Origin of the sequence: Ethanoligenens sp. (assembly GCF_047718355.1) — a bacterium.
GTDB lineage: Bacteria > Bacillota > Clostridia > Oscillospirales > Ethanoligenentaceae > Ethanoligenens.
The window spans coordinates 9,986-32,376 of record NZ_JBDNLG010000022.1; the positions used below are offsets into that span (position 1 = coordinate 9,986).

Sequence of the window (22,391 nt, forward strand, 5' to 3'; positions counted from 1 at the left end):
AACCCCCCGCCCCCCCCCCCCCGGCCCAAATAAAAATCAAAAAAACCGCCAGGCGGGGGTTTTGGCCCGGGGTTTGGCCCGGGGGGCAAACAACTTGTTTTATGGTATGCACACGTTTATATTGAGGAGAACGTGCAGAACAGGATGCATTTTATTTATGATACCATAAATGCCGGGGGAAAATCAATAGACCTATCGGATACGATTTTCATTCTTTCATATATAAAAGGCATGCGATTTTATGGAGGATTTTTCCGGGAGACAAATAATTGTTGACAGGCCTTGCGCCAATACTGTATAATATCGGGGATAAGGCTCATGTAGAAAGGCGGAGGATTATGTTAAGAACGTATCAGCCGAAAAAAATTCATAGAAAACGGAAACATGGTTTTCGTAATCGGATGTCTACCAGCAACGGACGCAAAGTGCTTGCTAAGCGCCGTGCAAAAGGCAGAAAGATGCTGTCCTATTGACACGAAGGCCACTTTCCGGTGGTCTTTCTTTTATGAAAATCGGATAGTCAAAAATGGAATAGGTCAATGGAAAAGTCAGTGGTGGACGGACAGGGGCGAGACGGATTGATACAAAAGACCATATCGCTGACGGAAAATCGGGATTTTCGTCGTCTTTATCACAGAGGGCGTAATATGGTACATCCATGCCTTGTGTTGTATTACGCGCGCAACAGACTCGGACATAACCGTGTTGGAATCACCACTAGCAAAAAAATAGGAAAAGCGGTCGCGCGCAATCGTGCCAGAAGAATCATCCGGGAGGCTTACCGCCAACTTGGCCCTGCGGTAAAATCCGGGTGGGATGTGGTATTTGTTGCTCGTTCGCGTACGCCTTCCTGTAAGATGGGCGATGTTTCCAGAATTATGGGCGGCATGTTTAAAAGTGCGGGCATTATGAAAAAATGAAGTGGTTGTTGTTGGGTCTCATCCGTTTCTATCAATATTTTATTTCACCGCTTACACCGCCTTCCTGTCGATACTATCCCACTTGTTCCCGATATGCCGCGCAGGCGATTGAACGGTTTGGCGCGCTGCGCGGCGGTTATCTTGCAGTGCGGCGTATTTTGCGTTGTCATCCATTTTGTAAAGGCGGAATAGACCCCGTACCCGAACATTTCTCTTGGCGTGGAACGTATAAAAGGCTGTAATGCTCTGCTTGGAGGTTGCCATGGCAGCAATCAGTTTTACTAATATCTTTGATATCATCAATATTCCTCTCGGTTTTGTGCTGCGATTTTGTTATCAGCTTACCAATAACTATGGATTGGCAATCATTTTATTCACATTGATTGTTCGATTGGTGTTGGTGCCTCTTGCAATCAAACAGCAAAAAACCATGGCCAACACAGTGCGGTTGCAGCCTAAGTTGAAAGCACTTCAGCAAAAGCACGGTAAAGATAAACAAAAATTGAATGAAGAACAGATGAAGCTATATCAGGAGGAGGGCGCCAACCCAATGGGTGGGTGCTTGCCGCTCCTGGTACAGTTGCCGATTCTGTATGGTTTATATAATGTAATCTATCATCCGCTGCGGTATATCGTACAGCTGAGTGAAGAAACGAAAAACCGTGTCATTTATGATTTGTTTCCAGTTTTGCAATCGAGTTATTCTAGTATTTTTGGAAAAATGAGTTCGGCTTCTCAAGCACTTTCTAACCGTGAAGTGGAAATCTATGCGGCAAAAGCAATACCGCATCATATGGATAAACTTTCGTTTTTGCCCAGCCATATGCTTATGTTGGATTTTAACTTTTTTGGTTTGGATCTTTCCGTGATACCTGGCTGGCGGTTTACCATTTATTTACTAATTCCAGTTTTGTGCTATGTGTCTACGTTTGTGCAAGTTTGGCTTAGCACCCGCATCAACAAGCAAAACAATCTCGCCGCCGATGCGCCGGGAACCGGTGGAATGAACACAGGGATGATGATTATCATGCCGTTGTTTTCCGCGTGGATTTCCTTTTCGGTGCCGGCTGGCGTAGGAATGTACTGGATTACAGGTAATTTGATCATGCTTGCGCAGGTTATTTTGCTTAATAAGTTTTACAATCCAAAAGAGTTGGCGGAAATTTATGAAAAGAAATCTCTCCAGAAAAAACGGGAGCGGATTGCTTCCATGAGGGAGAGAGAAGAACGTTTGGCCGCCAAGCTGCGTGAAAACGGTGAAGATGAAACCACATCCGAAACAGCGGACATGGATAAATCGGACGAGCTTGAGGATGAAAAACCAGAAGAAATTGATGTGGATGAAAAAATCTCCAACAAGAAAATGATGGAGGAAAACCGCAAACGTCTGGCAATTGCGAGGGAAAAAGAAAAACTTGAAGAAAAGCTTCGTGAACAGAATCCAGCGCATGTCAACACGAATCCAGCGAAGAAAAAGAAAAAGCGGCGCAGGTAAATACTAAAATGTGAGGAGGTGTCGGCAAATGAAGCGGGAAGCAGTTGCCACAGGACGAACCGTTGAAGACGCTATCCGTGCGGCATGTGAGCAGCTTGGCGCAGAACGGGACAGAATCCAAGTTGAAGTTCTCCAATTACCGTCAAAGCGATTATTGGGTTTGCTTGGCGCCTCCGAAGCAAAAGTGCGCGCGACGATTGAATTGACGGTTGAAGAACGCGCAAAAAATTATCTTGCTGGCATCTTAGACCGAATGAACATTCAGCAATATGTGTTGGACGGCAAAGTTGATGGCAGCGATATTGATTTGGAAATTCGTGGCGAGAATCTTGGTCTTGTCATCGGGCATCGCGGAGAAACACTGGATGCATTGCAATATTTAACGTCACTGGCGGCAAACCGCGGTGAGGAATCATTTAAGCGAATTTCACTGGATACCGGCGATTACCGAAAAAAACGTGAAAAAACACTGTTTGCTTTGGCAAAGAGGTTGGCGATTGGCGCTGTTAAAACAAGACGTACGACCACTCTGGAGCCCATGAATCCGTATGAACGCCGCATCATTCATACGGCAGTTCAAGAGGTAAATGGTGCTGCGAGTTGGTCGGTTGGAGCCGAGCCAAACCGCCGGGTTGTTATAGGTGTGGAAAAACAGCGTAAGCACACGTCGTAATGTATGCTTTGAATATTCGTTATTCATTTTAGATCACCGGCTGTTCCGAGATGCGGTTGCCGACGATAAAATGCAAGGTGGCTTGTCATTTTATCCGGCGCGCAGAGCGGGGCGGCTTTTCTATTTTATTTTTTTGGTGAAAGGAGGACACATTAATGCAATATGAACCCATTGCGGCAATCGCTACACCACAGGGAACGGGCGGGATTGGCGTCATACGGATTTCGGGGGAGGGCGCTTTTGCTGTCGCGCAAACTGTTTTTCGGGCAGAGTCCGGAAAGCTTCTGGCTGAGATGTCGGGTTATACTGCATCATATGGAAAGGTACTCGATGCAGGTGGCGTGATTGATGAAGCCATTGCCTTGGTTTTTAAAACACCGAAAAGTTATACCGGTGAGGATGTGGTGGAGTTTTCCTGTCATGGTGGGGAGACTGTGCTGCGTAGAGTGTTAGCGGCCGTTTTTCAGGCGGGCGCACGGATGGCAGATCCGGGAGAGTTTACAAAACGCGCTTTTTTACATGGACGCATGGATTTAACAGAAGCGGAAGCCGTGATGCAGTTGATTGGCGCACAAAATGAGGATGCCGCGCGAGCTGCACTGGCACAGCATGAGGGCGCCCTGTTTTATCGAGTGCAGGAAATCAAAGGGATACTTTATCAGATTTCCGCTGAGTTGGCGGCTTATTTTGATTACCCGGATGATGATATTCCAGCATTGACACCGGAAGCGGTTGTGCCGCGACTTGAAGAAGCGCAAGATAGATTGACCGCGTTATGCGACCGCTATGAATCTGGAAAAGTAATCCGTGACGGAGTTGCTGTTGCAATTGTCGGGAAGCCAAATGTGGGAAAGTCTACTTTAATGAACTTGATGCTCGGCGAAGAGCGCAGCATTGTCACGCCGGTGGCGGGAACCACTCGTGATATTGTGGAGGAAAGTGTATGGTTCGCAGGGGCAACACTGCGGTTGTTTGATACTGCCGGCTTGCGCGAAACAGAGGATGTCGTAGAACAGATTGGGGTAGCACGCGCAAAGGAAAAGTTGAACCATGCCGCGTTGATTTTTGCTTTATTTGATGGCTCACGTCCGCTGGATGCAGAGGATGAAGCGTTGTTTTCCATGCTGCGTGGCAAACGCGTGCTTGCAATTTTGACCAAAGCAGACCTTCCACAGCGTTGTGATGGGAATCGTGTGCGTGCAGCGTTTTCTTCAGTTCTATCACTTTCAGCGGCACATGGAACCGGATTGGACCAATTGGAATCGGGAGTACGTGCAGCTCTGCAATTGGATAACTTTGATCCGCGTGCGGCAATGCTGGCAAATGCGCGGCAATTGGATTGTGTGGTGCGTGCAAAGGCGGCCATTGCAGAATGTCAGAAGGCGCTTTCGGCAGGATTCACGTTGGATGTGTTGTCGGTGGAACTGCAAGCTGCATCGGGTGCATTGGCGGAATTGACCGGTGAACAGGCCTCTGAAGCAGTAATTGAAAAAGTGTTTGCACAATTTTGTGTGGGAAAATAAATTGAAAATTTTCAACAGGTGGGAGATCAATTGTGGAATACAATGCGGGTGCATATGGGGTGGCAGTAATTGGCGCAGGACATGCGGGGGTTGAGGCGGCACTGGCTTCTGCACGGCTTGGCATATCCACTATTTTGTTCACTTTAAATCTGGATGCGGTGGCAAATATGCCGTGCAATCCATCCATTGGTGGAACGGCGAAGGGACATTTGGTGCGTGAAATTGATGCGCTTGGCGGTGAGATGGGTCGTGCTGCCGATGATACATTTCTGCAAAGCCGGATGCTTAACCGCGGCAAAGGCCCGGCTGTACATTCTTTGCGAATGCAGTGCGACCGCCGTGCGTATCATGCACGAATGAAACAGGTGCTGGAGACCACTCCGTTATTAGACGTTAAACAAGCGGAAGTGGTGGAGGTTCATGTAAAAAATGGGAAAGTCTGTGCAGTTGTTACACGTTTGGGTGCGGTCTTTTTGGTGAAAGCGGCGATCATTGCCACAGGCACTTATTTGCGCGGGCGGGTGCATATCGGGGAAGTCTCATATGCAAGCGGGCCGGACGGCATGTTTGGTCCATCTTTGCTCACAGAATGTCTACAGCGGCTCAATCTGCCGCTTTTGCGTTTCAAAACTGGAACACCTGCCCGGGTGAAACGCACAAGTATCGATTTCTCTACGCTGGAGGCCCAGTCCGGCGATGATCCGGTTATACCGTTTTCATTTGAAACTGAGCATCCGGGAGAAAATGCAGCAACCTGCCACATTGCATATACAAACGAAGAAACCCACCGCATCATTCGGGAAAATTTGAACAGGTCTCCGCTTTATGCCGGACGAATCGAGGGGGTAGGTCCACGGTATTGTCCAAGTATAGAAGATAAAGTGGTGCGTTTTGCTGATAAAAGCCGTCATCAGATTTTCATTGAACCGTTGGGTAGAGATACGGAGGAGATGTATCTTGGCGGGCTTTCTTCCTCCTTGCCGGAGGAAGTGCAGATACAGTTTTTGCGCACAATCAAAGGATTTGAACAGATTCGTATGATGCGCACGGCCTATGCGATCGAGTACGACTGTATAGATCCGCTGGCTTTGACGCCACTGCTCGAAACAAAATCTATTTGCGGACTTTATGGAGCGGGGCAGTTTAATGGGACATCCGGCTATGAGGAGGCTGCAGCGCAAGGGTTGGTAGCAGGCATTAATGCGGCTCTAAAAATCAAGGGCGAAGAACCAATGCTTCTTTCACGGTCACAAGCCTATATTGGTACACTGATTGATGATCTTGTTACGAAGGGTACGAACGAACCCTATCGCATGATGACTTCACGTGCGGAGTATCGTTTGGTATTGCGGCAGGATAATGCAGACGCGAGGCTTACACCGATTGGATATCGTATCGGATTGATTTCTGAAGAACGGTTTGCGAAATTTCAGAAAAAACAGGATATGATTAAAGTGGAGCGACAGCGTGCGGAACAAGCGGTTTTGCCGCCAGAGAAAACACTGAATGCGTATTTGGAACAGGTGGGAACCGCACCGGTTGCAACAGGGGTAAAATTAGCAGATTTGCTGCGTCGGCCGCAAGTCCATTATGATGCGTTGGCGGCATTTGATTCAACGCGTCCTTCCTTGCCGGATATGGTGCGGGAGCAGGTTGAAATCTCCATTAAATATGAAGGATATATTAAACGGGAGAATGCGGCCATTGCACAAATGCATCGTTTAGAACAACGCGCCTTACCATCTGATACGGATTATCACGCGGTGACTGGTTTACGCTTGGAAGCAATGGGAAAACTTGAGGCTGTTCGGCCGGTCAACATTGCACAGGCGTCGCGTATTTCTGGAGTCAGTCCGGCGGACATTTCTGTTTTGCTGATTTATCTGGAGCAGAAAAATAGAGGGTAACCGTATTGTATGATGTTTCACGTGAAACATGGAGGAAAACATGGCGGACTTTAGCGAGTATTTAAAGGAAAGCAATTGGAATATAGAGCTGCACGAGGAACAAATTAAGCAATTAGAAATGTATACACAGCTGCTCCTGGAATGGAATGAGAAAATCAACTTGACGGCTATTATCGACCCAAAGGAGATTGCAGTTAAGCATTATCTGGATTCACTGTCCCTCCTCCATTTTGCACCGCCTGAACAGGGTGCGGCTATTTTAGACGTGGGCAGTGGGGCAGGATTTCCTGGAATAGTTTTGAAGATTGCACGCCCGGATCTGCATTTGACATGTATGGATGGTACGCAAAAACGGGTGCATTTTTTGACAATGTTGGCAGAAACACTGCATCTGCAAGAGGTGAACTGCCTGCACGCACGTGCGGAGGAGGCAGGGAGACAAGGCACTTTGCGTGAAACATTCGACTATGTGACAGCACGGGCGGTATCAAATCTGCGAATGTTGTGCGAATATTGCCTGCCGTTTGTAAAAATTGGCGGACGATTTGTTGCGATGAAAGGCCCGGATGGTGAAACGGAAGCACATGAAGCTCAAAAAGCAATCCATGTGCTGGGTGGAAAAATTGCACACATTTCTACTTTTACATTGCCAGCCACCGCTTTTTCTCGCACACTGGTGGAAATTATAAAGACTGCAAATACACCCGTCGCATATCCACGTTCATCAGGAATAATGAAAAAGCGGCCGTTATAGACAAAAAAGTGCAATGAACGGATGTTTTCCACAGATGTAAATAGCTTTGTGGAAAAAACACGCCGGAAAGTGTCGAACGATTTATTGGGAAATATATGGAAATATAATACAGGATATGTTATACTTTTCTTGTGGAAATCGGACAAGCTCCATACAGATTGGTATGTGGGCAGATCTGCTTGAAAGGATGTGCCATATTCTATGTTTGGAATTGCGACAAAAGAAAAGACGATGCGTGTGATTGAAATTCCAATTGTTCAGATTCGTCCCAGCCCTTGGCAACCCCGGCGTGTCTTTGATGAACAGGCACTGGATGGATTGGCCGAAAGCATACAGGAGAATGGTGTCTTGCAGCCGCTGAGTGTGCGAAACATTGGCAACGGGTTGTATGAACTGGTGGCCGGAGAACGACGATTACGTGCACTGCGTTTGACCGGCCAAAAAAGTGCGCCCTGCATTGTGTTAGATGCGACTATACAGGAGTCTGCCGTGTTCGCATTGCTGGAAAACTTGCAAAGGCAAGATCTTCATTTTTTTGAAGAGGCAGAGGGCATTGCACGGTTGGTGGAAACGGTGGGATTGACACAGGAGCAGGTCGCTGCAAAACTTGGAAAAAGCCAGTCTACCATCGCCAATAAAGTGCGCTTGCTTCAGCTTACACCGGAAGTGCGCGATATCATTATGGAAAAGGGACTGATGGAACGCCATGCGCGTGCTTTGCTGCGATTACCCACAACGTTGCAGGCGACGGCTTTGCAGCGAATCATCAATGGGAAAATGAATGTGGCGGAAACTGATCGCTTGATAGAGGAAATGATTTCCCCCACACAATCACAACCAATTGGGCGGTCAGTACCATTGATCAAGGACGTACGGTTGTTTTTCAATACCATATCGAATGCGGTTAATATCATGCGACGTTCGGGTATTGAGGCGGAAACCAGTCAGCATGAATATGGCGATTATATTGAATATGTGGTTCGTATTCCAAAGAGCAAACAAAAAAGTGCATGAACTTAAACGCATTAGAATGTAGATACTTCATTGAGGCAAGATAACTGCTTGCAGAAAATGCTTTTTATAAAACCCGTTCCGGTAGCTGTACGCTTACTGGAGCGGGTTTTAATATGTTTCACGTGAAACATTGCGGTGAAATCACGGATATGCCCTTTTTTTTGAACGCGGGGCATGGTATAATAACATATATGATAGAAGATATGAACGGAAACAGGATGAACCGACAGGTCAGGCAGAGATCCATGAAAGCGGGCATGTCGAATGTTGAAAGAATCACCGGAAATAAAGATTCTCAAAACGGACAAAAACCAATCAGGGGGAAGCAATGTGGGTAAGGTGATTTCGATTGCCAATCAAAAAGGCGGCGTTGGAAAAACCACAACAGCCGTGAATTTGGCGGCGGCATTGGGCGAATTGGGACAGCGTGTCTTATTAATTGATATCGACCCACAGGGGAATGCATCCAGCGGTATGGGTGTGAATAAAAGAGGCCTGCAAAAAAGCACATATGATATTTTGATTGGACAAGCCACGGCAGAGGAAGTGCTGGTACATACGCTGTTTCAAAACGTGGATATCTTGCCGGCAAACATCACATTGGCAGGGGCGGAGATTGAACTGGTAGATGCCGACCATCGGGAAGGAATGCTCAAACGCGCGCTCTTGCCGATAAGAGAAGCATATGATTATATGTTGATTGATTGTCCGCCCTCGTTGGGTTTGATTACATTGAATGCGCTGAATGCGTCGGATACACTGCTAATTCCCGCACAGTGTGAATATTACGCATTGGAGGGCCTTTCGCAATTGATTGCCACCGTGCGGATGGTCAAGCGGCTTTATAATCCTTCTATTGAGATTGAAGGGGTGCTGCTTACAATGTTTGACGGAAGATTGAACCTAACCGTGCAAGTGGTACAGGAAATCAAGAAATTTTTTCCGCGAAAAGTCTACAAAACAGTCGTGCCGCGTAATGTGCGCATCTCCGAAGCGCCAAGCTTTGGACAGCCGGTTTTATACTATGACGGGCATTCGCGCGGGAGTCAGGCTTATCGCGATCTTGCGTTGGAAATTGAAGAACAAAACGCGGAAAAGGGGACTGCATAATGAAACGGGGCCTTGGAAAAGGGCTGGATGCCCTTTTTGCGGACAATGCGGCTGAGAACACGTCCGCGCCGGTCAGCCTGCGGCTTTCGGAGATTGAGCCGAATACCGGCCAGCCACGGAAAGAGTTTGAACCGGAAGCACTTTCACAACTCGCAGATTCGATTCGGCAGCATGGCATTTTGCAGCCATTGGTGGTGCGGCCCATTCCGGGTACCGGCACGTATCAGCTGGTTGCCGGAGAACGCCGGTGGCGGGCTGCTCGGATGGCGGGATTGTCCGAGGCGCCGGTCGTCATCCGTGAACTGGATGACACCGCCGTACTGGAAGTAGCGCTGATTGAAAATCTTCAACGAGAGGATTTAAACCCAATTGAGGAAGCTGAAGGGTATCATGCGTTGATGGAAACCTATGGGCTCACGCAAGACGAAGTGTCTTCACAGGTTGGAAAATCACGTCCCGCGGTTGCTAACGCTTTGCGTTTGCTTGGCTTGCCGGACAAAATTCGTGCCATGGTGCAGGATGGGCGGCTCTCACAAGGACATGCACGCACGTTACTTGGAATAGATGACGCACAGGCACAGTGCGAATTGGCAGAATTGGCAGTTGATAAACATTTGTCCGTGCGTGACCTGGAGAAACTAGTCAAGCGCTATGGCAGGGAAGAAAAGCAGGAGCAGGCATTGCCCAGCGTGTTCGCCGTAGAGACAGAACGTAGCCTGACCGACCTTTTTGGGCGCAAAGTCAAGGTGTCGGAAGGTAAAAACAAGGGTATTCTCTCCCTGGAATATTATGGGGAAGAAGACCTGCGTGCACTTGTCAGGCGATTGGCCGGGGAATAGACCCACATGGGGTTTATCTGGTTTCAGAAAAAGGCAGCGATTCCGTCGGGTAATGAGGGCAGGTGTCCGCCTCGCCCATACTGATTACCGGACAATTTGGAAATCATAGCATTGGTACGGAATTAGAAAACGAAGAACAGGAAGTGTCTGGCATGTTGGATATCAAGGAAATACGAAACGACCCCGAACGGGTCAAAAAGGGCATGGCAAAGCGGAATAAGAATATTGACATTGATGCGGTACTGCAAGCTGATGATTTGCGGCGCAGTTTGATTTCAAATACCGACGCAATGAAGTCGGAGCAGAACCAGAGCAGCAAACAGATTCCCGCATTGAAAAAGGAAGGCAAGCAGGAAGAAGCACAGGCATTGCTTGCACGAATGAAAGACCTATCGGATGAGATCAAGGCGAACGATGCCAAATTGCGCGAGGCGGAAGAAGCCCTGCGCGAGATGCTGCTGGCAATTCCCAACGTGCCGCATGAGAGCGTTCCAGCGGGAAAAGATGACACTGAAAATGAAGAAAAGCGGAAAGTCGGGACACCGCGCACATTTGAATTTGCGCCGCAGGCACATTGGGATATCGGCGCAAAACTGGGTGTTCTCGATCCGGAACGGGCTGCGAAAGTCACCGGCGCACGGTTTCATTTTTATAAAGGCTTGGGCGCACGGTTGGAACGTGCTGTCATCAATTTTTTTCTAAACACGCACACTGCCAATGGATATACGGAGATTTTACCGCCGTTTCTGGTAAACCGTGCATCTATGACCGGCACAGGTCAGCTCCCGAAATTTGAGGACGATGCGTTCCATATAAACAAAGAAGATTTGTTTCTGATTCCTACCGCTGAAGTGCCGGTCACCAATTTCCACCGCGATGAAATATTGGATGGTGCGCAGCTGCCGATCAAATATTGCGCCTATTCCGCATGTTTCCGGGAAGAGGCCGGTTCGGCGGGACGGGATACGCGCGGGTTGATTCGTCAACACCAATTCAATAAGGTAGAGCTGGTTAAGTTCGTTCGCCCGGAGGACTCATATGCAGAACTGGAAAAGCTCACGAGCGATGCAGAACGGGTGTTGCAGGCATTGGGCCTGCCATACCGAGTGGTCACGCTTTGCGCGGGAGATCTTGGATTTTCCAGTGCAAAGACCTATGATATCGAAGTTTGGATGCCATCATATAATAGATATGTAGAGATTTCTTCCTGCTCTAATTTTGAGGATTATCAGGCACGCCGCGCTTCCATCCGATTTAAAGACGGCGCACGGGATAAGACCCGATTTGTACACACGCTCAATGGTTCCGGTGTGGCAATCGGACGCACAGTGGCCGCTATTCTTGAAAATTATCAGAATGAGGATGGTTCGGTTACTGTGCCGGATGTGCTGCGCGGGTTTATGGGTGTAGATGTCATCCCAATGCCGGTCAAATAAAAGACTTGATGGTCTGCTGACAGATTTGGAAGCAGATAAAATCGGCGTGTAAGACAGATGCAATCTGTTTTCAACAGAGAATGGTGGAAAACGTGGAAAACTATATTTTACCGGTTCGGCTGACTTCTTTTGATATCGGCGCCACCCGGAAAATGAAATACTCGATGATTTTGCGTCTGCTGCAGGAAGCGGCCGGCCGACAGCTCGAGGAAGCGGGACTGGGATACACTGTATTGCGTGAAGAACATAAAATGGTGTTTTTGCTTGTGGCGGTAGCTGCCCGTATTCACAGGCTGCCTGTTTACGGGGAAACCGTGGAGGCGGAAACATGGTTTTGTGGATTAGAGGGCGCTAAGTTTACGCGGGGCCTGCGTATCAGAGTGAACGGTGAGGTCTGTGTGGAATTGGGATCGCATTGGGTACTGACCAACCCGGATTCTCATCGGATTCTGCGGCCTGCGGTTTTTCCGGATTCGAAAGCTATGCCGGTCAAGCCAAACGATCCGCTGCCTGTTCCTGTGGAGAAGCAACGCCCGGGGTTGTTGTTTGGTGAACACACGGTCGCGCCATGTGTCCGATGCGCGGGAAAACGTGTCGCGCGGTATTCCGATATCGACTCAAACGGCCATGTCAATAATGCCGTCTATGTGGATATGCTCTGTGACTTTTTTCCGGATGGGTTCGATGGTCATGCATTTTCTTCATTTAATATTGACTTTTTGGGTGAGGTAAAAGAGAAAGAAACTATTGGCATCCGTGCGCATCACAAAGACAACTGTGTTCTATATGAGGGCAGGGTGGATGAGCGCCCTTGCTTTGTTGCCTCGGCGACGCTGGCGGATTGATAAACAGGGTTGTTCTGCAAAAGAAATGCTTGCAATTCTGTGAAAAAAGGGCTATACTAATATAGTAAGAAGGTAATGTGAAAGAGTGGGGTAACCCACTCTTTCGTTTGTTTAAAGGGCGGCGGCTTCCGTAGCATGTGCGGCGAGAGAAAACCTGTGTGGTATACACGTTGCGGCCCTAAGGAGAAAAGATGGCAGCTGGCAAAAACGTGGTTTCCAAGGTGGAAAAAATCGCGCTTCCCATTGCGGAGACACTTTCACTTTCCGTTTGGGACATCGAATATGTCAAAGAAGGCGCATCATGGTTTCTGCGCATCTATATTGATAAAGAAGGCGGCGTGAACATCGAGGATTGCGAAGCGTTCAGCCGTGCGATCGACGGGCCGCTGGATGATGCGGATATTATTGCCCAACAATATTATCTGGAGGTTTCTTCTCCGGGTATTGAACGTGATTTGAAAAAAGAAACGCATTTTCAAGTGTTTATTGGGAAAAAGATACGCGTACGCTTCATCAGACCTTTGGATGATGGACGACGTGAATGTGAAGGTACCTTGGCTGCATATACCGATGGTGTGCTGACACTGGAAGCCCCGGAGGGCGAGATGCAGATACAGAAGGCGCAGACTGCTTTTGTAAAGGCGGTTGATGATGCCGAGTGGATTACAGGAGGGAATGAATCGGAATGAACGCGGAATTTTTTGATGCACTTGAGGCTTTGGAAAAAGAAAAAGGGATTCCAGAAGGACATTTGGCCGAAAAGATTGCCAATGCGATCACCATTGCCGTCAAGCACAACTATAAAACGGGAGACAATACCATTGTGGACTTGGATCCACAAAAACGGGTCTTTCGTGTGGCATTGCGTAAAACCGTGAGTGAAGCCGTGGAAAATCCGCAGATGGAAATCTATCTTGAGGAAGCCAAAGCGATTGATCCGCATGTTGAGATTGGCGATACAGTGGATGTCGAGTTGGACACGCGTAAATTTGGCCGTATTGCCGCACAGACAGCCAAGCACGTGATCCGGCAGGGGATACGTGAAGTAGAACGCGAAATCATAAAAGATGAGAGTATGTCCCGCCAGCATGAGATGGTAACAGCCAATATTTCCCGTGTTGACAGTCTGACCGGCAGCGCGTATCTAGATATTGGGCGTGCCGAGGCTGTCATGCCCGCCAACGAACAGATTCCCGGCGAGCAGCTGCGCGAGGGGCAAATGGTCAAAGTTTATGTGGTGGAAGTTAAAAACGGAGAAAAAGGGGTGCGTACGCTGGTTTCCCGTACACATCCGGGCATGATTCGCCGCTTGTTTGAACTTGAAGTGCCGGAAATTTATGACGGCACAGTGGAGATTATGGGCATTGCGCGCGAACCGGGTTCACGTACGAAGGTGTCGGTCGACTCCAAAAACCCGGATGTAGATGCGATCGGTTCCTGCATTGGGCCTAAAGGCAGCCGCGTGGGCAATATTGTGGAAGAACTGCATGGCGAAAAGATTGATTTGATTCCGTTCGCACAGGACATGGGACAGTATATTGCCGCTGCCCTTGCGCCTGCTACTGTGGTGGATGTGACCACGGAAGAAAAAGAGCGCCGTGCCCGCGTGGTGGTTCCCGACGATCAGCTCTCGCTTGCGATTGGCAACCGTGGGCAGAATGTACGTCTGGCGGCCAAATTGACGGGTTGGCGCATTGATATCCGGCCGGAAAGCGGTGCGGATGAAGAAACTATGGCGTCCCGCCAGACCAATATGGCCGTTGCTTTTGAAGCAGCTGAAACCGAACCGGAAGATGTAGAATAATTCTTCGATAGCGGCATCAAAGTCACTGTTTGATTTTGCGAAAATGGAGGGACGGTATGCAGCCGAAAAAAGTACCCATGCGCATGTGCACGGGATGCGGTCAGATGCGGCCCAAAAAGGAACTGATACGTGTGGTGCGCAGTGCAGAAGGCGAAATTTCACTGGATGCTACGGGAAAAAAGCCTGGGCGTGGCGCATACCTTTGCAACAGTGCAGATTGTTTCAAAAAGGCGCGCAAATCCAGACGGCTGGAACGTGCTTTTAAAAGTGCAATACCGGAAGCGGTTTTTGCCAAACTGGAAGAGGAGCTTGCAAATGACGGATAAATTGCAGGGTTTGCTGGGATTTGCAAGGCGTGCGGGCAAATTGACATTTGGAACCGACGCAGTTCTCAAAGATGTGGTATTTGGCAAAGCACTGATTGTGCTTCTCTCCACTGACGCTTCCGCACGCACCGAAAAATCGGTGCGGCGTACCTGCGAAGAGACAAAGACACCCTGTTTTCAAACAGGTCTGGATAAACAAAGGCTGGGGGCATGTATTGGCAGAGGAGATACGGCGGTAGTGGCAATCACCGACGCCTCTTTTGCAAAAAGGATGAAGGAGCTATGTAAAGCGGCGCAACAGGAGGATGATGGCGAATATGATGATGAAATACCGCGTGCACGAGGTGGCCAAGGATCTGGGTGTGCCAAGTAAAGATGTGATCGACTTTCTTTCAAAATATTATAATGAGCCGCACAAACATATGACGGCTTTGTCCGAAGAGGAACTGAATTTGGTTTTTGAGCATTATACTCAAAAAGGGGAGGTGGCCAATTTCGATACGTATTTTAATATGAAAAAACCGGAGACGGCGAAGGCACAGCCAACGGCCGAACAAAAGACTCCGGTGGCGGAAAACAGCGCAGCGGCAAGCAGCGGCACGGCAGAAAAAACGCCACCCGCAAACACGCGTCCGCAGCAGGGGAATCGCCCGCAGTCTGGCACACAGCCAAACCGCCCGCAGAACAACCGTCCAGGGCAGCAATTCCAACAGGCACACGGCGGACAGCAAAACCGTCCGTCGCGTGCGCCGACAGGTGGACAGCATCCCGCGCCACAAGCGCAGCAGACTCCTACTGCGGCGGCGCCGGCCGGACCGCGTCCCAGCGCAGCCGACCGCACGGTACGGCATGTGGACACACGTGGTGCGCAGGTCGAACTTGACAAATACAATATGCGGTATGAGGAAATTACCCCGGACCGCGCGAAAAAGGACAATATTCAGCGCAAGCAGAAACTGCATCAGCGTTCGGCAAACCGTCGCCCCAATTATGCAAAGAGGGAAACCGAAGCGGAAAAACTGAAACGCTTGGTGTTTGAAAAGAGCAAAAAAACCCAGCTGAAAGTGAGCATCCCGGACGAGATTGCGGTTGGTGAATTGGCGGCGCGGCTGAAAGTCACTGCGGCGGATCTCATCAAAAAATTGATGGCTTTGGGCGTGATGGCTGCAATTTCCGATACCGTCGATTATGACACCGCGGCGCTTGCCGCTATCGAGTTCGGTGCAAAAGTCGAGCACGAAGTGGTGGTCACGATTGAGGAACAGCTCATCGACGACAGCGAAGACAAAGAGGAAGACCTGGAAGTACGCAGTCCGGTCGTGGTGGTCATGGGGCATGTCGACCATGGTAAAACATCCTTGCTGGATGCGATCCGCCACAGTGATGTGGCCACCGGCGAGGCCGGCGGCATCACCCAGCATATCGGTGCTTACCGCGTCAAATTACAGGGCCGGTATCTGACCTTTTTGGATACGCCGGGCCATGCGGCGTTTACCTCCATGCGTGCGCGCGGCGCGCAGGCGACCGATATCGCTATTCTGGTGGTTGCGGCGGATGACGGCATCATGCCGCAGACGATTGAAGCTATCAACCATGCCAAGGCGGCGGAAGTATCCATCATTGTAGCCATCAATAAAATCGACAAACCCGGCGCCGACCCACAGCGCGTGATGCAGGGACTGACCGAATACGGGTTGGTACCGGAAGAATGGGGCGGTGATACGATCTGCGTGCCGGTTTCTGCTAAAAAGCATGAAAACATCGACAAGCTGCTTGAAATGGTGCTGTTGGTCGCAGATATGAAAAATCTGCGTGCCAACCCGAAACGCGCGGGCACAGGCGTTGTCATCGAAGCCAAACTGGATAAAGGGCGCGGGCCGGTGGCCACGCTTCTGGTTCAGAATGGTACACTTCATACCGGCGATGTGCTGATTGCGGGGACGACCGTGGGGCATGTGCGCGCGATGACAGATGAAAAAGGAAATAAGCTGGAGGATGCGGGCCCGTCTGTACCGGTGGAGATCACCGGTCTCTCAGAAGTGCCGGCGGCGGGCGATGTCTTCCACTGCGTACAGGATGAGCGCATGGCTCGTGAACTTGTGGAACAGCGCCGCACGCAGGAGAAGGAAGAACAGTTTGGCGCCATCCAAAAAGTGACGCTTGATAATCTGTTTGACCAAATGCAGCTTGGCGAGATCAAGGAATTCAATGTCATTGTCAAAGCCGATGTGCAGGGTTCCGCCGAAGCACTCAAGCAGTCCCTCCTCAAACTTTCCAATGACGAAGTCAAGTTAAAAGTTATTCACAGTGGCGTGGGCGCCATCAACGAATCGGATGTGCAGCTTGCCGAAGCGTTTAATGCGTTGGTGATTGGCTTCAATGTGCGTCCAGAAACTGCCGCACGCGACAACGCTGCCATGGCTGGCGTGGAGCTGCGGATGTACCGCGTAATCTATGACTGCATTGCGGAAGTCGAGGCTGCAATGAAGGGCATGCTTGCGCCGAAGGTGCGTGAGGTGCAGCTCGGCCGTGCGGAAGTACGGTTGGTCTACAAGATTTCGAATGTGGGGACGATCGCCGGTTGCTACGTGCTGGAAGGCAAAGTGACGCGCGGCTCACAAATCCGAGTGGTACGTGACGGTATTGTCATTACGGAAGACGAGATTTCCTCGCTCAAACGCTTTAAAGACGATGCAAAGGAAGTACAGCAGGGATTTGAATGCGGTATTGGCCTTGAAAAATATAACGACATTAAAGAGGGCGACATTTTTGAGTCCTTTATTATGGAAGAATATCGCGATTAAATAACTCGCGCGGGTGCAGTAGGCCGACAAATGATTTGTCGGCCTACTGGCAAAAGAGAGGTAGAACAAGTATGCCCAGTCATCGGTTGGATCGATTAACAGAGGACATCAAACGGGAGCTTTCGGACATCGTGCGGAATTTGAAAGATCCGCGTATTACTGGCTTGGTCAGCATCGTGCGGGTGGAAGTATCTAACGATTTGTCCTATGCCAGAGTGTATGTCAGCACAGTGGGCGGAGATGCCGCGCAGGCGGTTGAGGGCCTGAAAAGTGCTGCCGGGTTTGCGCGCAAGACGCTTTCCACCCGCCTGGATGCCCGCAAAACGCCCGAACTGCGATTTGTGGCGGACGACTCTATGGAACATAGCGCTCATATCGCAGATTTGTTGCACCATATGAAAAAGGGTGAAGAACATGGGAAACTCTGAATCGCGGGGGGTAACCCACGCACAAGCCTCCGCATTTTTGCTGCGTGAGGATGAGTATCTTATTCTTGCACACGCCTCGCCGGACGGAGACACGATCGGCGCGACCTATGCACTTTGCCTCGGTTTGCGTGCGTTGGGCAAGCGTGCTTATGTTTCCTGCTCTGACCCGATCCCGGAACGCTATAGCCATCTGGTGCTCCCGGAAATACCGGCGTTTGAGCCGCGCGTGATTGTCAGTGCCGATATTGCCGATACCCAACTGTTGGGCACAGCCAATTCTGTTTATGCTGACAACGTGGCGCTTTGCATTGATCACCATCCGTCTAATACGCTGTATGCGAAGCAGGTGCTGCTTGTCCCTACCGCATCCTCCACATGCGAGATTGTGGCGGAGCTGCTTAAAGAACTTGGAGTAGAAATCTCTACCGAAATTGCAGATTGTATTTATACGGGCATGGCAACCGATACCGGATGTTTTCGATACAGCAATACCAGCGCCAAAACACTGCGTTTAGCGGCTGACATGATAGAACGGGGCGCGCACGCAGCCGCAATCAACAAGCGGCTGTTTGAAACCGTTAGCCGCCAGCGCTTGGCTGTGGAGATGTTGGCGTTGCAGACGCTAGAGTTTTATCTGGACGCGCGCGTGGCGTTGATTGTGATTTCGCGTGATATGCGTGCGAAAACCGGCGCGGCAGAAACGGACATGGAGGGTTTTGCTTCTCTGCCCGTGCGGGTGGAGGGCGTGCTAGTCGGCGTAGTCATCCGTGAAAAAGAGGGTGGCGTTTACAAACTTTCTGTGCGGACAAACAACGGCGTGAACGCTTCGGCTATCTGTGCCCATTTTGGTGGCGGTGGTCATGTGGCGGCGGCCGGGTGCAAAATAACAGGAACTCTCGCAGAAGTGAAAACAGCGATTATCAATGCGGCGGAAAAGGCTCTGTAACGTGATGGACGGGATTTTAATTTTGAATAAACCCGCGGGGATTACGTCCTTTGGCGCGGTGGCGCGTGTGCGCGGGATAACCCATGTGCGTAAAGTGGGTCATGCCGGCACACTTGACCCGATGGCAACCGGTGTGCTGCCCCTGTTCTTGGGGCGGGCGACCCGTGCCATCGGGCTTTTGCCATGCAACGATAAAACGTATATTGCCCGTATGCGCCTTGGTGTGCGCACCGATACCGGCGACTGTACCGGCAAAGTGCTGGAGACCCGGCCGGTATGCGCAGGGCGGTCGGAAGTGGAGCGCGCCCTGCCTGCGTTTACCGGCGCCATCTTGCAGGTTCCGCCCATGTATTCGGCGGTACACAAAAACGGGGAGAGACTGTATGAATTGGCAAGACGCGGTGAGGTGGTAGAGCGGGAAGCCCGGCCCGTGACGATTTATGCGCTTACATTGCTGGATGTGCCAACGGAAGCAGGCGAGTATGCGTTATCCGTTTCCTGCTCAAGCGGAACCTATATCCGCACATTGGTGGAGGATATCGGAGCGTCATTGGGCTGTGGCGCGACCATGACGGCACTTCAGCGCACCGCCGCCGCAGGGTTCTCCATTGCGCAGGCTCGCTCTATTGAAGAAGTGGAACAGATTGCGCGGGCAGGAATGCTTCAAGACATAGTACTAGACGTACAGCATCCGTTTGATATACTAAATGGAATTACTATCACACCAAAACAGGTGACTCGGTTTTGCAACGGGGGCTTTCTCTCATTGGAACGGGTGGAGGGAGCGCCCAGTTCCGGTCTGTGTCGTGTACATGCACCGGACAGCTCTTTTTTGGGTTTGGGAGAGATTGACCAGGGGCAAGGAATGCTGCGGGTCAAATGTGTTTTTGCTGGGGGTGAGGGCAATGGAAATATACCATGCGGATAAGGCGCTGGACATACGGGAACCGTTAGCGGTGATTCTTGGGATGTTTGATGGAGTGCATATTGGACATGCCGCCGTGATTCGCGCCGCACGGGAAACGGGTCTGCGAACCGCGCTAATTACCTTTACGGAACATCCCGCTTTGGTTTTAAAAAATCGTCGCGCACCGGATATCACAACCGACCGGCAGAGAGAGCGAATTTTTGAGGATCTGGGAATTGATTACCTGATCTATCTGGATTTTAGAAAGGTTCAGTCGTTATCTCCGGAGGAGTTTATACAAAAAGTATTGCTCCCGTTTCATATTCGGTATGCGTTTTGCGGATTTAATTATCGCTTTGGAGAGGGCGGAAAAGCCGGACCGGATGTCTTGGACAGCCTCGGAAAACGGTACGGGTTTACTGCGGTGCGCATACCGCCGATTTGTGATGCGGCAGGGCCGGTCAGCTCCACGCGCATTCGGAAGCTGATTGCCGAGGGACGAATGGAGGATACCGCCACCCTGCTCGGGAGGCCGTTCACACTGGAGTTCCCAGTGATTCATGGCAGACAATTAGGGCGCACGCTGGGGACGCCCACCATCAACCAACGTATCCCGGAGGAACATGTCTGCCCGCGTTTTGGAGTATACGCCGCGTCGGTTCGGTTGGACGGAGAGTGGCGGGACGCGGTCGCCAGCGTAGGCGTAAAACCCACGGTAGGCTCCGATGATATTCTGTGTGAAACCTTTCTGTTTGATTTTGATGGAGACCTTTATGGCCGTTGGATGGAGGTGGCTCTTCATACCTTTCTGCGCCCGGAAAAGCGGTTTGACAGTATTGACGCACTAAAAACGCAGATGGAGCAGGACATTGTCCAAGCCAAAAACTGGCTTTTGAAAAATCGGCCTGTGCCTTATTCCTATCTAAAAAAGAACAACCTTCCATAATTAACGTGACCCGTTTGAGTTTTCTGAAAACGAAAGCGAGTCTCTTATTTATGTAAGGCTGTTGATAATGGAGGCATCCAATAAATTGTTCGCCAGCGTGTTTTGCTGTCCGTTTTTGCGTTGCCGATCCTCTTCTGCCTCTTTGAACGCCGCAATAATGAGCAGTTGATTGCTGACATTGTTGAGCAGATCAGACAGAATCAGCGTCTCCGTTGCATTCAGGTTTTCAGACAGCAGGGAGGAGAGCGCGGCTACCAGCGCGACATATTGTGTGCCGCTCATGCCATCTGGACAATGCATGGAGATTCACCCCCAACTGGTCTGTTGACATAATATGTTTCTATGCGCCCAGCCGATACAATTGCGCAATCTGGAAATGGGAGGAATTGTTTACCTCTTGCTTTGATTTGCGAAAACTGTTATACCGATAGGCAGATGGTTTCTGCCGGATGGGGTGCTATCCCCGAAGAGTGACAGTTGGTGTTCCCATGGAGGATATGATGCGAAAGATTGTAAAATGGATATATGCTTTTTCCATGCTGGGGGTGATGCTGTACGCCGTGGTTTGTTTCAAGCAACCGTATACGATGCAGTCGCTGCTGCAAACAGGTCTATCCGGTTTACAGTCGGCAGCCGGAAATGTGGCGAGCAGCTGGAAGAATACCGTTACAAGCGGGCAACCAATCCCGACGACGCAGGGAATCGTTTCGGCACCGTCGCAGGATACGGCGCCTGCGCAGACGACGGCAGCGCCTTCGGAGGATTTTGCGGAGACAGGGATGCAGGGCCTTAAAGTGTACACATACGGCCGTACATTGCTCAACACAGGCGAACGAGCGGCCTATGATCAGATTCAGGCCGGGCTGGTGGGCGTGCAGACCAAGGTACCCGTGAACAGCGCGCTTTCTCCTACAGCCATGCAAAAGGTCGTGCAGTACGTGATTGCCGATCATCCCGAGGTGTTTTATTTGAGCGGGACATCAATGTCGTACATCGGGGCTGGGGGAAATGGTCTGCGGCATTTTACAATTTCCTTTTCTTATTCATATGATACGGGGACTGTGGCGGCCATGCGCGGGAAGCTGCGGGCCGCCGTGCTGCCGATTCTTGCGCAGGCTGACACCAAAACCGACATGGTCAAAAAGGAATTGGTACTGCACGACGCGTTGGTGGAGGCGTGTGCATACAACATTGCTGCCGCAAGCAATACGTCCGCCTATCCGCAGGCTTTTACCGCCTATGGCGCCCTAGTGGACGGTTCCGCTGTTTGCGAGGGATATGCCAAGGCCATGAAACTGCTTTTGGACAGCGCGGGCTTACATTCCCTCTATGTTACGGGCACGGCATCCAGTGGAGGAGAATCCGGCCCACACGCATGGAACATGGTCTATGTAGGCAAGTGGTATCAGGTTGATGCGACCTTTGATGATCCGGTCTATCAGAATTCCGCGGGCAAATATGTGCAAGTAGAGAAGAAAAGTTACCGTTATTTCAATTTCATTTCAAAAGCGGACCACGTGCTGGGCGTATTCGATAGCACTGCGCCTTTTTCTTCGCATTCTGAGAATTATGCGGTCATGCCCACCCTGGGATAATGATCTGATTTTGGGGAATACTGCTCATGAACGCATAGCATATGCATTTTTCGAAAGATATTTGCAAAAAAGGATTGACATGAAGCGCAGCATTTGATATTATAGATAGGCACTCTTCG

The 22,391-nt window shown here is 50.2% G+C and carries 24 protein-coding genes; 23 read left to right on the forward strand and 1 reads right to left on the reverse strand.

Features of this window, described 5'->3' with window-relative positions:
• Window positions 1–338 precede the first annotated feature (338 nt).
• From rpmH to ribF, 22 genes are all read left to right on the forward strand, one after another.
• On the forward strand, window positions 339–473 hold the full coding sequence (gene rpmH / locus ABF463_RS05215; protein WP_415532503.1) for a 50S ribosomal protein L34: 135 nt from the start codon (window positions 339–341) through the stop codon (window positions 471–473).
• Window positions 474–539: 66 nt separating this feature from the next.
• Complete coding sequence (gene rnpA / locus ABF463_RS05220) at window positions 540–920, forward strand: ribonuclease P protein component (RefSeq protein ID WP_415532504.1); 381 nt, start codon at window positions 540–542, stop codon at window positions 918–920.
• Window positions 917–1,162, forward strand: a complete 246-nt coding sequence (gene yidD, locus ABF463_RS05225) for a membrane protein insertion efficiency factor YidD (protein WP_415532505.1) — start codon at window positions 917–919, stop codon at window positions 1,160–1,162. Before rnpA ends, yidD begins: the two co-directional genes overlap by 4 nt.
• A 20-nt stretch (window positions 1,163–1,182) precedes the next feature.
• Window positions 1,183–2,415 (forward strand): membrane protein insertase YidC, encoded by a 1,233-nt coding sequence (gene yidC / locus ABF463_RS05230; RefSeq protein WP_415532506.1) that lies wholly within the window; start codon window positions 1,183–1,185, stop codon window positions 2,413–2,415.
• Between the two features lie 28 nt (window positions 2,416–2,443).
• Window positions 2,444–3,088: an RNA-binding cell elongation regulator Jag/EloR gene (gene jag / locus ABF463_RS05235; protein ID WP_415532507.1), complete on the forward strand. Its 645-nt coding sequence runs from the start codon at window positions 2,444–2,446 to the stop codon at window positions 3,086–3,088.
• Window positions 3,089–3,243: 155 nt separating this feature from the next.
• Entirely contained in the window at window positions 3,244–4,611 is a 1,368-nt protein-coding gene (mnmE, locus tag ABF463_RS05240) for a tRNA uridine-5-carboxymethylaminomethyl(34) synthesis GTPase MnmE (protein ID WP_415532508.1), read from the forward strand.
• Window positions 4,612–4,643: 32 nt separating this feature from the next.
• Window positions 4,644–6,518 carry a tRNA uridine-5-carboxymethylaminomethyl(34) synthesis enzyme MnmG gene (mnmG, locus tag ABF463_RS05245; protein WP_415532509.1) on the forward strand — a complete coding sequence of 625 codons (1,875 nt, stop codon included), beginning with the start codon at window positions 4,644–4,646 and terminating at the stop codon, window positions 6,516–6,518.
• Between the two features lie 40 nt (window positions 6,519–6,558).
• A complete protein-coding gene (gene rsmG / locus ABF463_RS05250) occupies window positions 6,559–7,272 on the forward strand; it encodes a 16S rRNA (guanine(527)-N(7))-methyltransferase RsmG (RefSeq protein WP_415532510.1) in 714 nt (237 codons plus the stop codon).
• A gap of 201 nt (window positions 7,273–7,473) precedes the next feature.
• Window positions 7,474–8,286 carry a ParB/RepB/Spo0J family partition protein gene (locus tag ABF463_RS05255; protein ID WP_415532511.1) on the forward strand — a complete coding sequence of 271 codons (813 nt, stop codon included), beginning with the start codon at window positions 7,474–7,476 and terminating at the stop codon, window positions 8,284–8,286.
• A 330-nt stretch (window positions 8,287–8,616) separates the two neighbouring features.
• On the forward strand, window positions 8,617–9,396 hold the full coding sequence (locus ABF463_RS05260; RefSeq protein WP_415532512.1) for a ParA family protein: 780 nt from the start codon (window positions 8,617–8,619) through the stop codon (window positions 9,394–9,396).
• Window positions 9,396–10,235: a ParB/RepB/Spo0J family partition protein gene (locus tag ABF463_RS05265; RefSeq protein WP_415532513.1), complete on the forward strand. Its 840-nt coding sequence runs from the start codon at window positions 9,396–9,398 to the stop codon at window positions 10,233–10,235. Before ABF463_RS05260 ends, ABF463_RS05265 begins: the two co-directional genes overlap by 1 nt.
• A gap of 152 nt (window positions 10,236–10,387) precedes the next feature.
• Entirely contained in the window at window positions 10,388–11,671 is a 1,284-nt protein-coding gene (serS, locus tag ABF463_RS05270) for a serine--tRNA ligase (protein WP_415532514.1), read from the forward strand.
• Between the two features lie 92 nt (window positions 11,672–11,763).
• Entirely contained in the window at window positions 11,764–12,516 is a 753-nt protein-coding gene (locus ABF463_RS05275) for an acyl-[acyl-carrier-protein] thioesterase (protein WP_415532515.1), read from the forward strand.
• Between the two features lie 191 nt (window positions 12,517–12,707).
• Entirely contained in the window at window positions 12,708–13,205 is a 498-nt protein-coding gene (rimP, locus tag ABF463_RS05280) for a ribosome maturation factor RimP (protein ID WP_415532516.1), read from the forward strand.
• Entirely contained in the window at window positions 13,202–14,320 is a 1,119-nt protein-coding gene (gene nusA / locus ABF463_RS05285; RefSeq protein ID WP_415532517.1) for a transcription termination factor NusA, read from the forward strand. Before rimP ends, nusA begins: the two co-directional genes overlap by 4 nt.
• A gap of 56 nt (window positions 14,321–14,376) precedes the next feature.
• The gene (rnpM, locus tag ABF463_RS05290; protein ID WP_415532518.1) at window positions 14,377–14,646 is read left to right on the forward strand and encodes an RNase P modulator RnpM; all 270 of its coding nucleotides are present in this window, start codon (window positions 14,377–14,379) and stop codon (window positions 14,644–14,646) included.
• Window positions 14,636–15,019, forward strand: a complete 384-nt coding sequence (locus tag ABF463_RS05295) for a L7Ae/L30e/S12e/Gadd45 family ribosomal protein (protein ID WP_415532519.1) — start codon at window positions 14,636–14,638, stop codon at window positions 15,017–15,019. The genes rnpM and ABF463_RS05295 overlap by 11 nt, the downstream gene beginning before the upstream one ends.
• The gene (infB, locus tag ABF463_RS05300) at window positions 14,964–17,450 is read left to right on the forward strand and encodes a translation initiation factor IF-2 (protein WP_415532520.1); all 2,487 of its coding nucleotides are present in this window, start codon (window positions 14,964–14,966) and stop codon (window positions 17,448–17,450) included. The genes ABF463_RS05295 and infB overlap by 56 nt, the downstream gene beginning before the upstream one ends.
• Window positions 17,451–17,521: 71 nt before the next feature.
• Window positions 17,522–17,878: a 30S ribosome-binding factor RbfA gene (rbfA, locus tag ABF463_RS05305; RefSeq protein WP_415532521.1), complete on the forward strand. Its 357-nt coding sequence runs from the start codon at window positions 17,522–17,524 to the stop codon at window positions 17,876–17,878.
• Window positions 17,865–18,824 (forward strand): DHH family phosphoesterase, encoded by a 960-nt coding sequence (locus tag ABF463_RS05310; RefSeq protein WP_415532522.1) that lies wholly within the window; start codon window positions 17,865–17,867, stop codon window positions 18,822–18,824. The genes rbfA and ABF463_RS05310 overlap by 14 nt, the downstream gene beginning before the upstream one ends.
• A 4-nt stretch (window positions 18,825–18,828) precedes the next feature.
• Window positions 18,829–19,752 (forward strand): tRNA pseudouridine(55) synthase TruB, encoded by a 924-nt coding sequence (gene truB / locus ABF463_RS05315; protein WP_415532528.1) that lies wholly within the window; start codon window positions 18,829–18,831, stop codon window positions 19,750–19,752.
• Window positions 19,730–20,677 carry a riboflavin biosynthesis protein RibF gene (gene ribF, locus ABF463_RS05320; protein WP_415532523.1) on the forward strand — a complete coding sequence of 316 codons (948 nt, stop codon included), beginning with the start codon at window positions 19,730–19,732 and terminating at the stop codon, window positions 20,675–20,677. Before truB ends, ribF begins: the two co-directional genes overlap by 23 nt.
• A 48-nt stretch (window positions 20,678–20,725) precedes the next feature.
• Here the strand turns inward: ribF and ABF463_RS05325 are convergent, their stop codons facing one another.
• Window positions 20,726–20,977 (reverse strand): hypothetical protein, encoded by a 252-nt coding sequence (locus ABF463_RS05325; protein ID WP_415532524.1) that lies wholly within the window; start codon window positions 20,975–20,977, stop codon window positions 20,726–20,728.
• A gap of 197 nt (window positions 20,978–21,174) precedes the next feature.
• Between ABF463_RS05325 and ABF463_RS05330 the strand changes: the two genes are divergently transcribed.
• Complete coding sequence (locus ABF463_RS05330) at window positions 21,175–22,272, forward strand: transglutaminase domain-containing protein (protein ID WP_415532525.1); 1,098 nt, start codon at window positions 21,175–21,177, stop codon at window positions 22,270–22,272.
• Window positions 22,273–22,391: the final 119 nt, after the last annotated feature.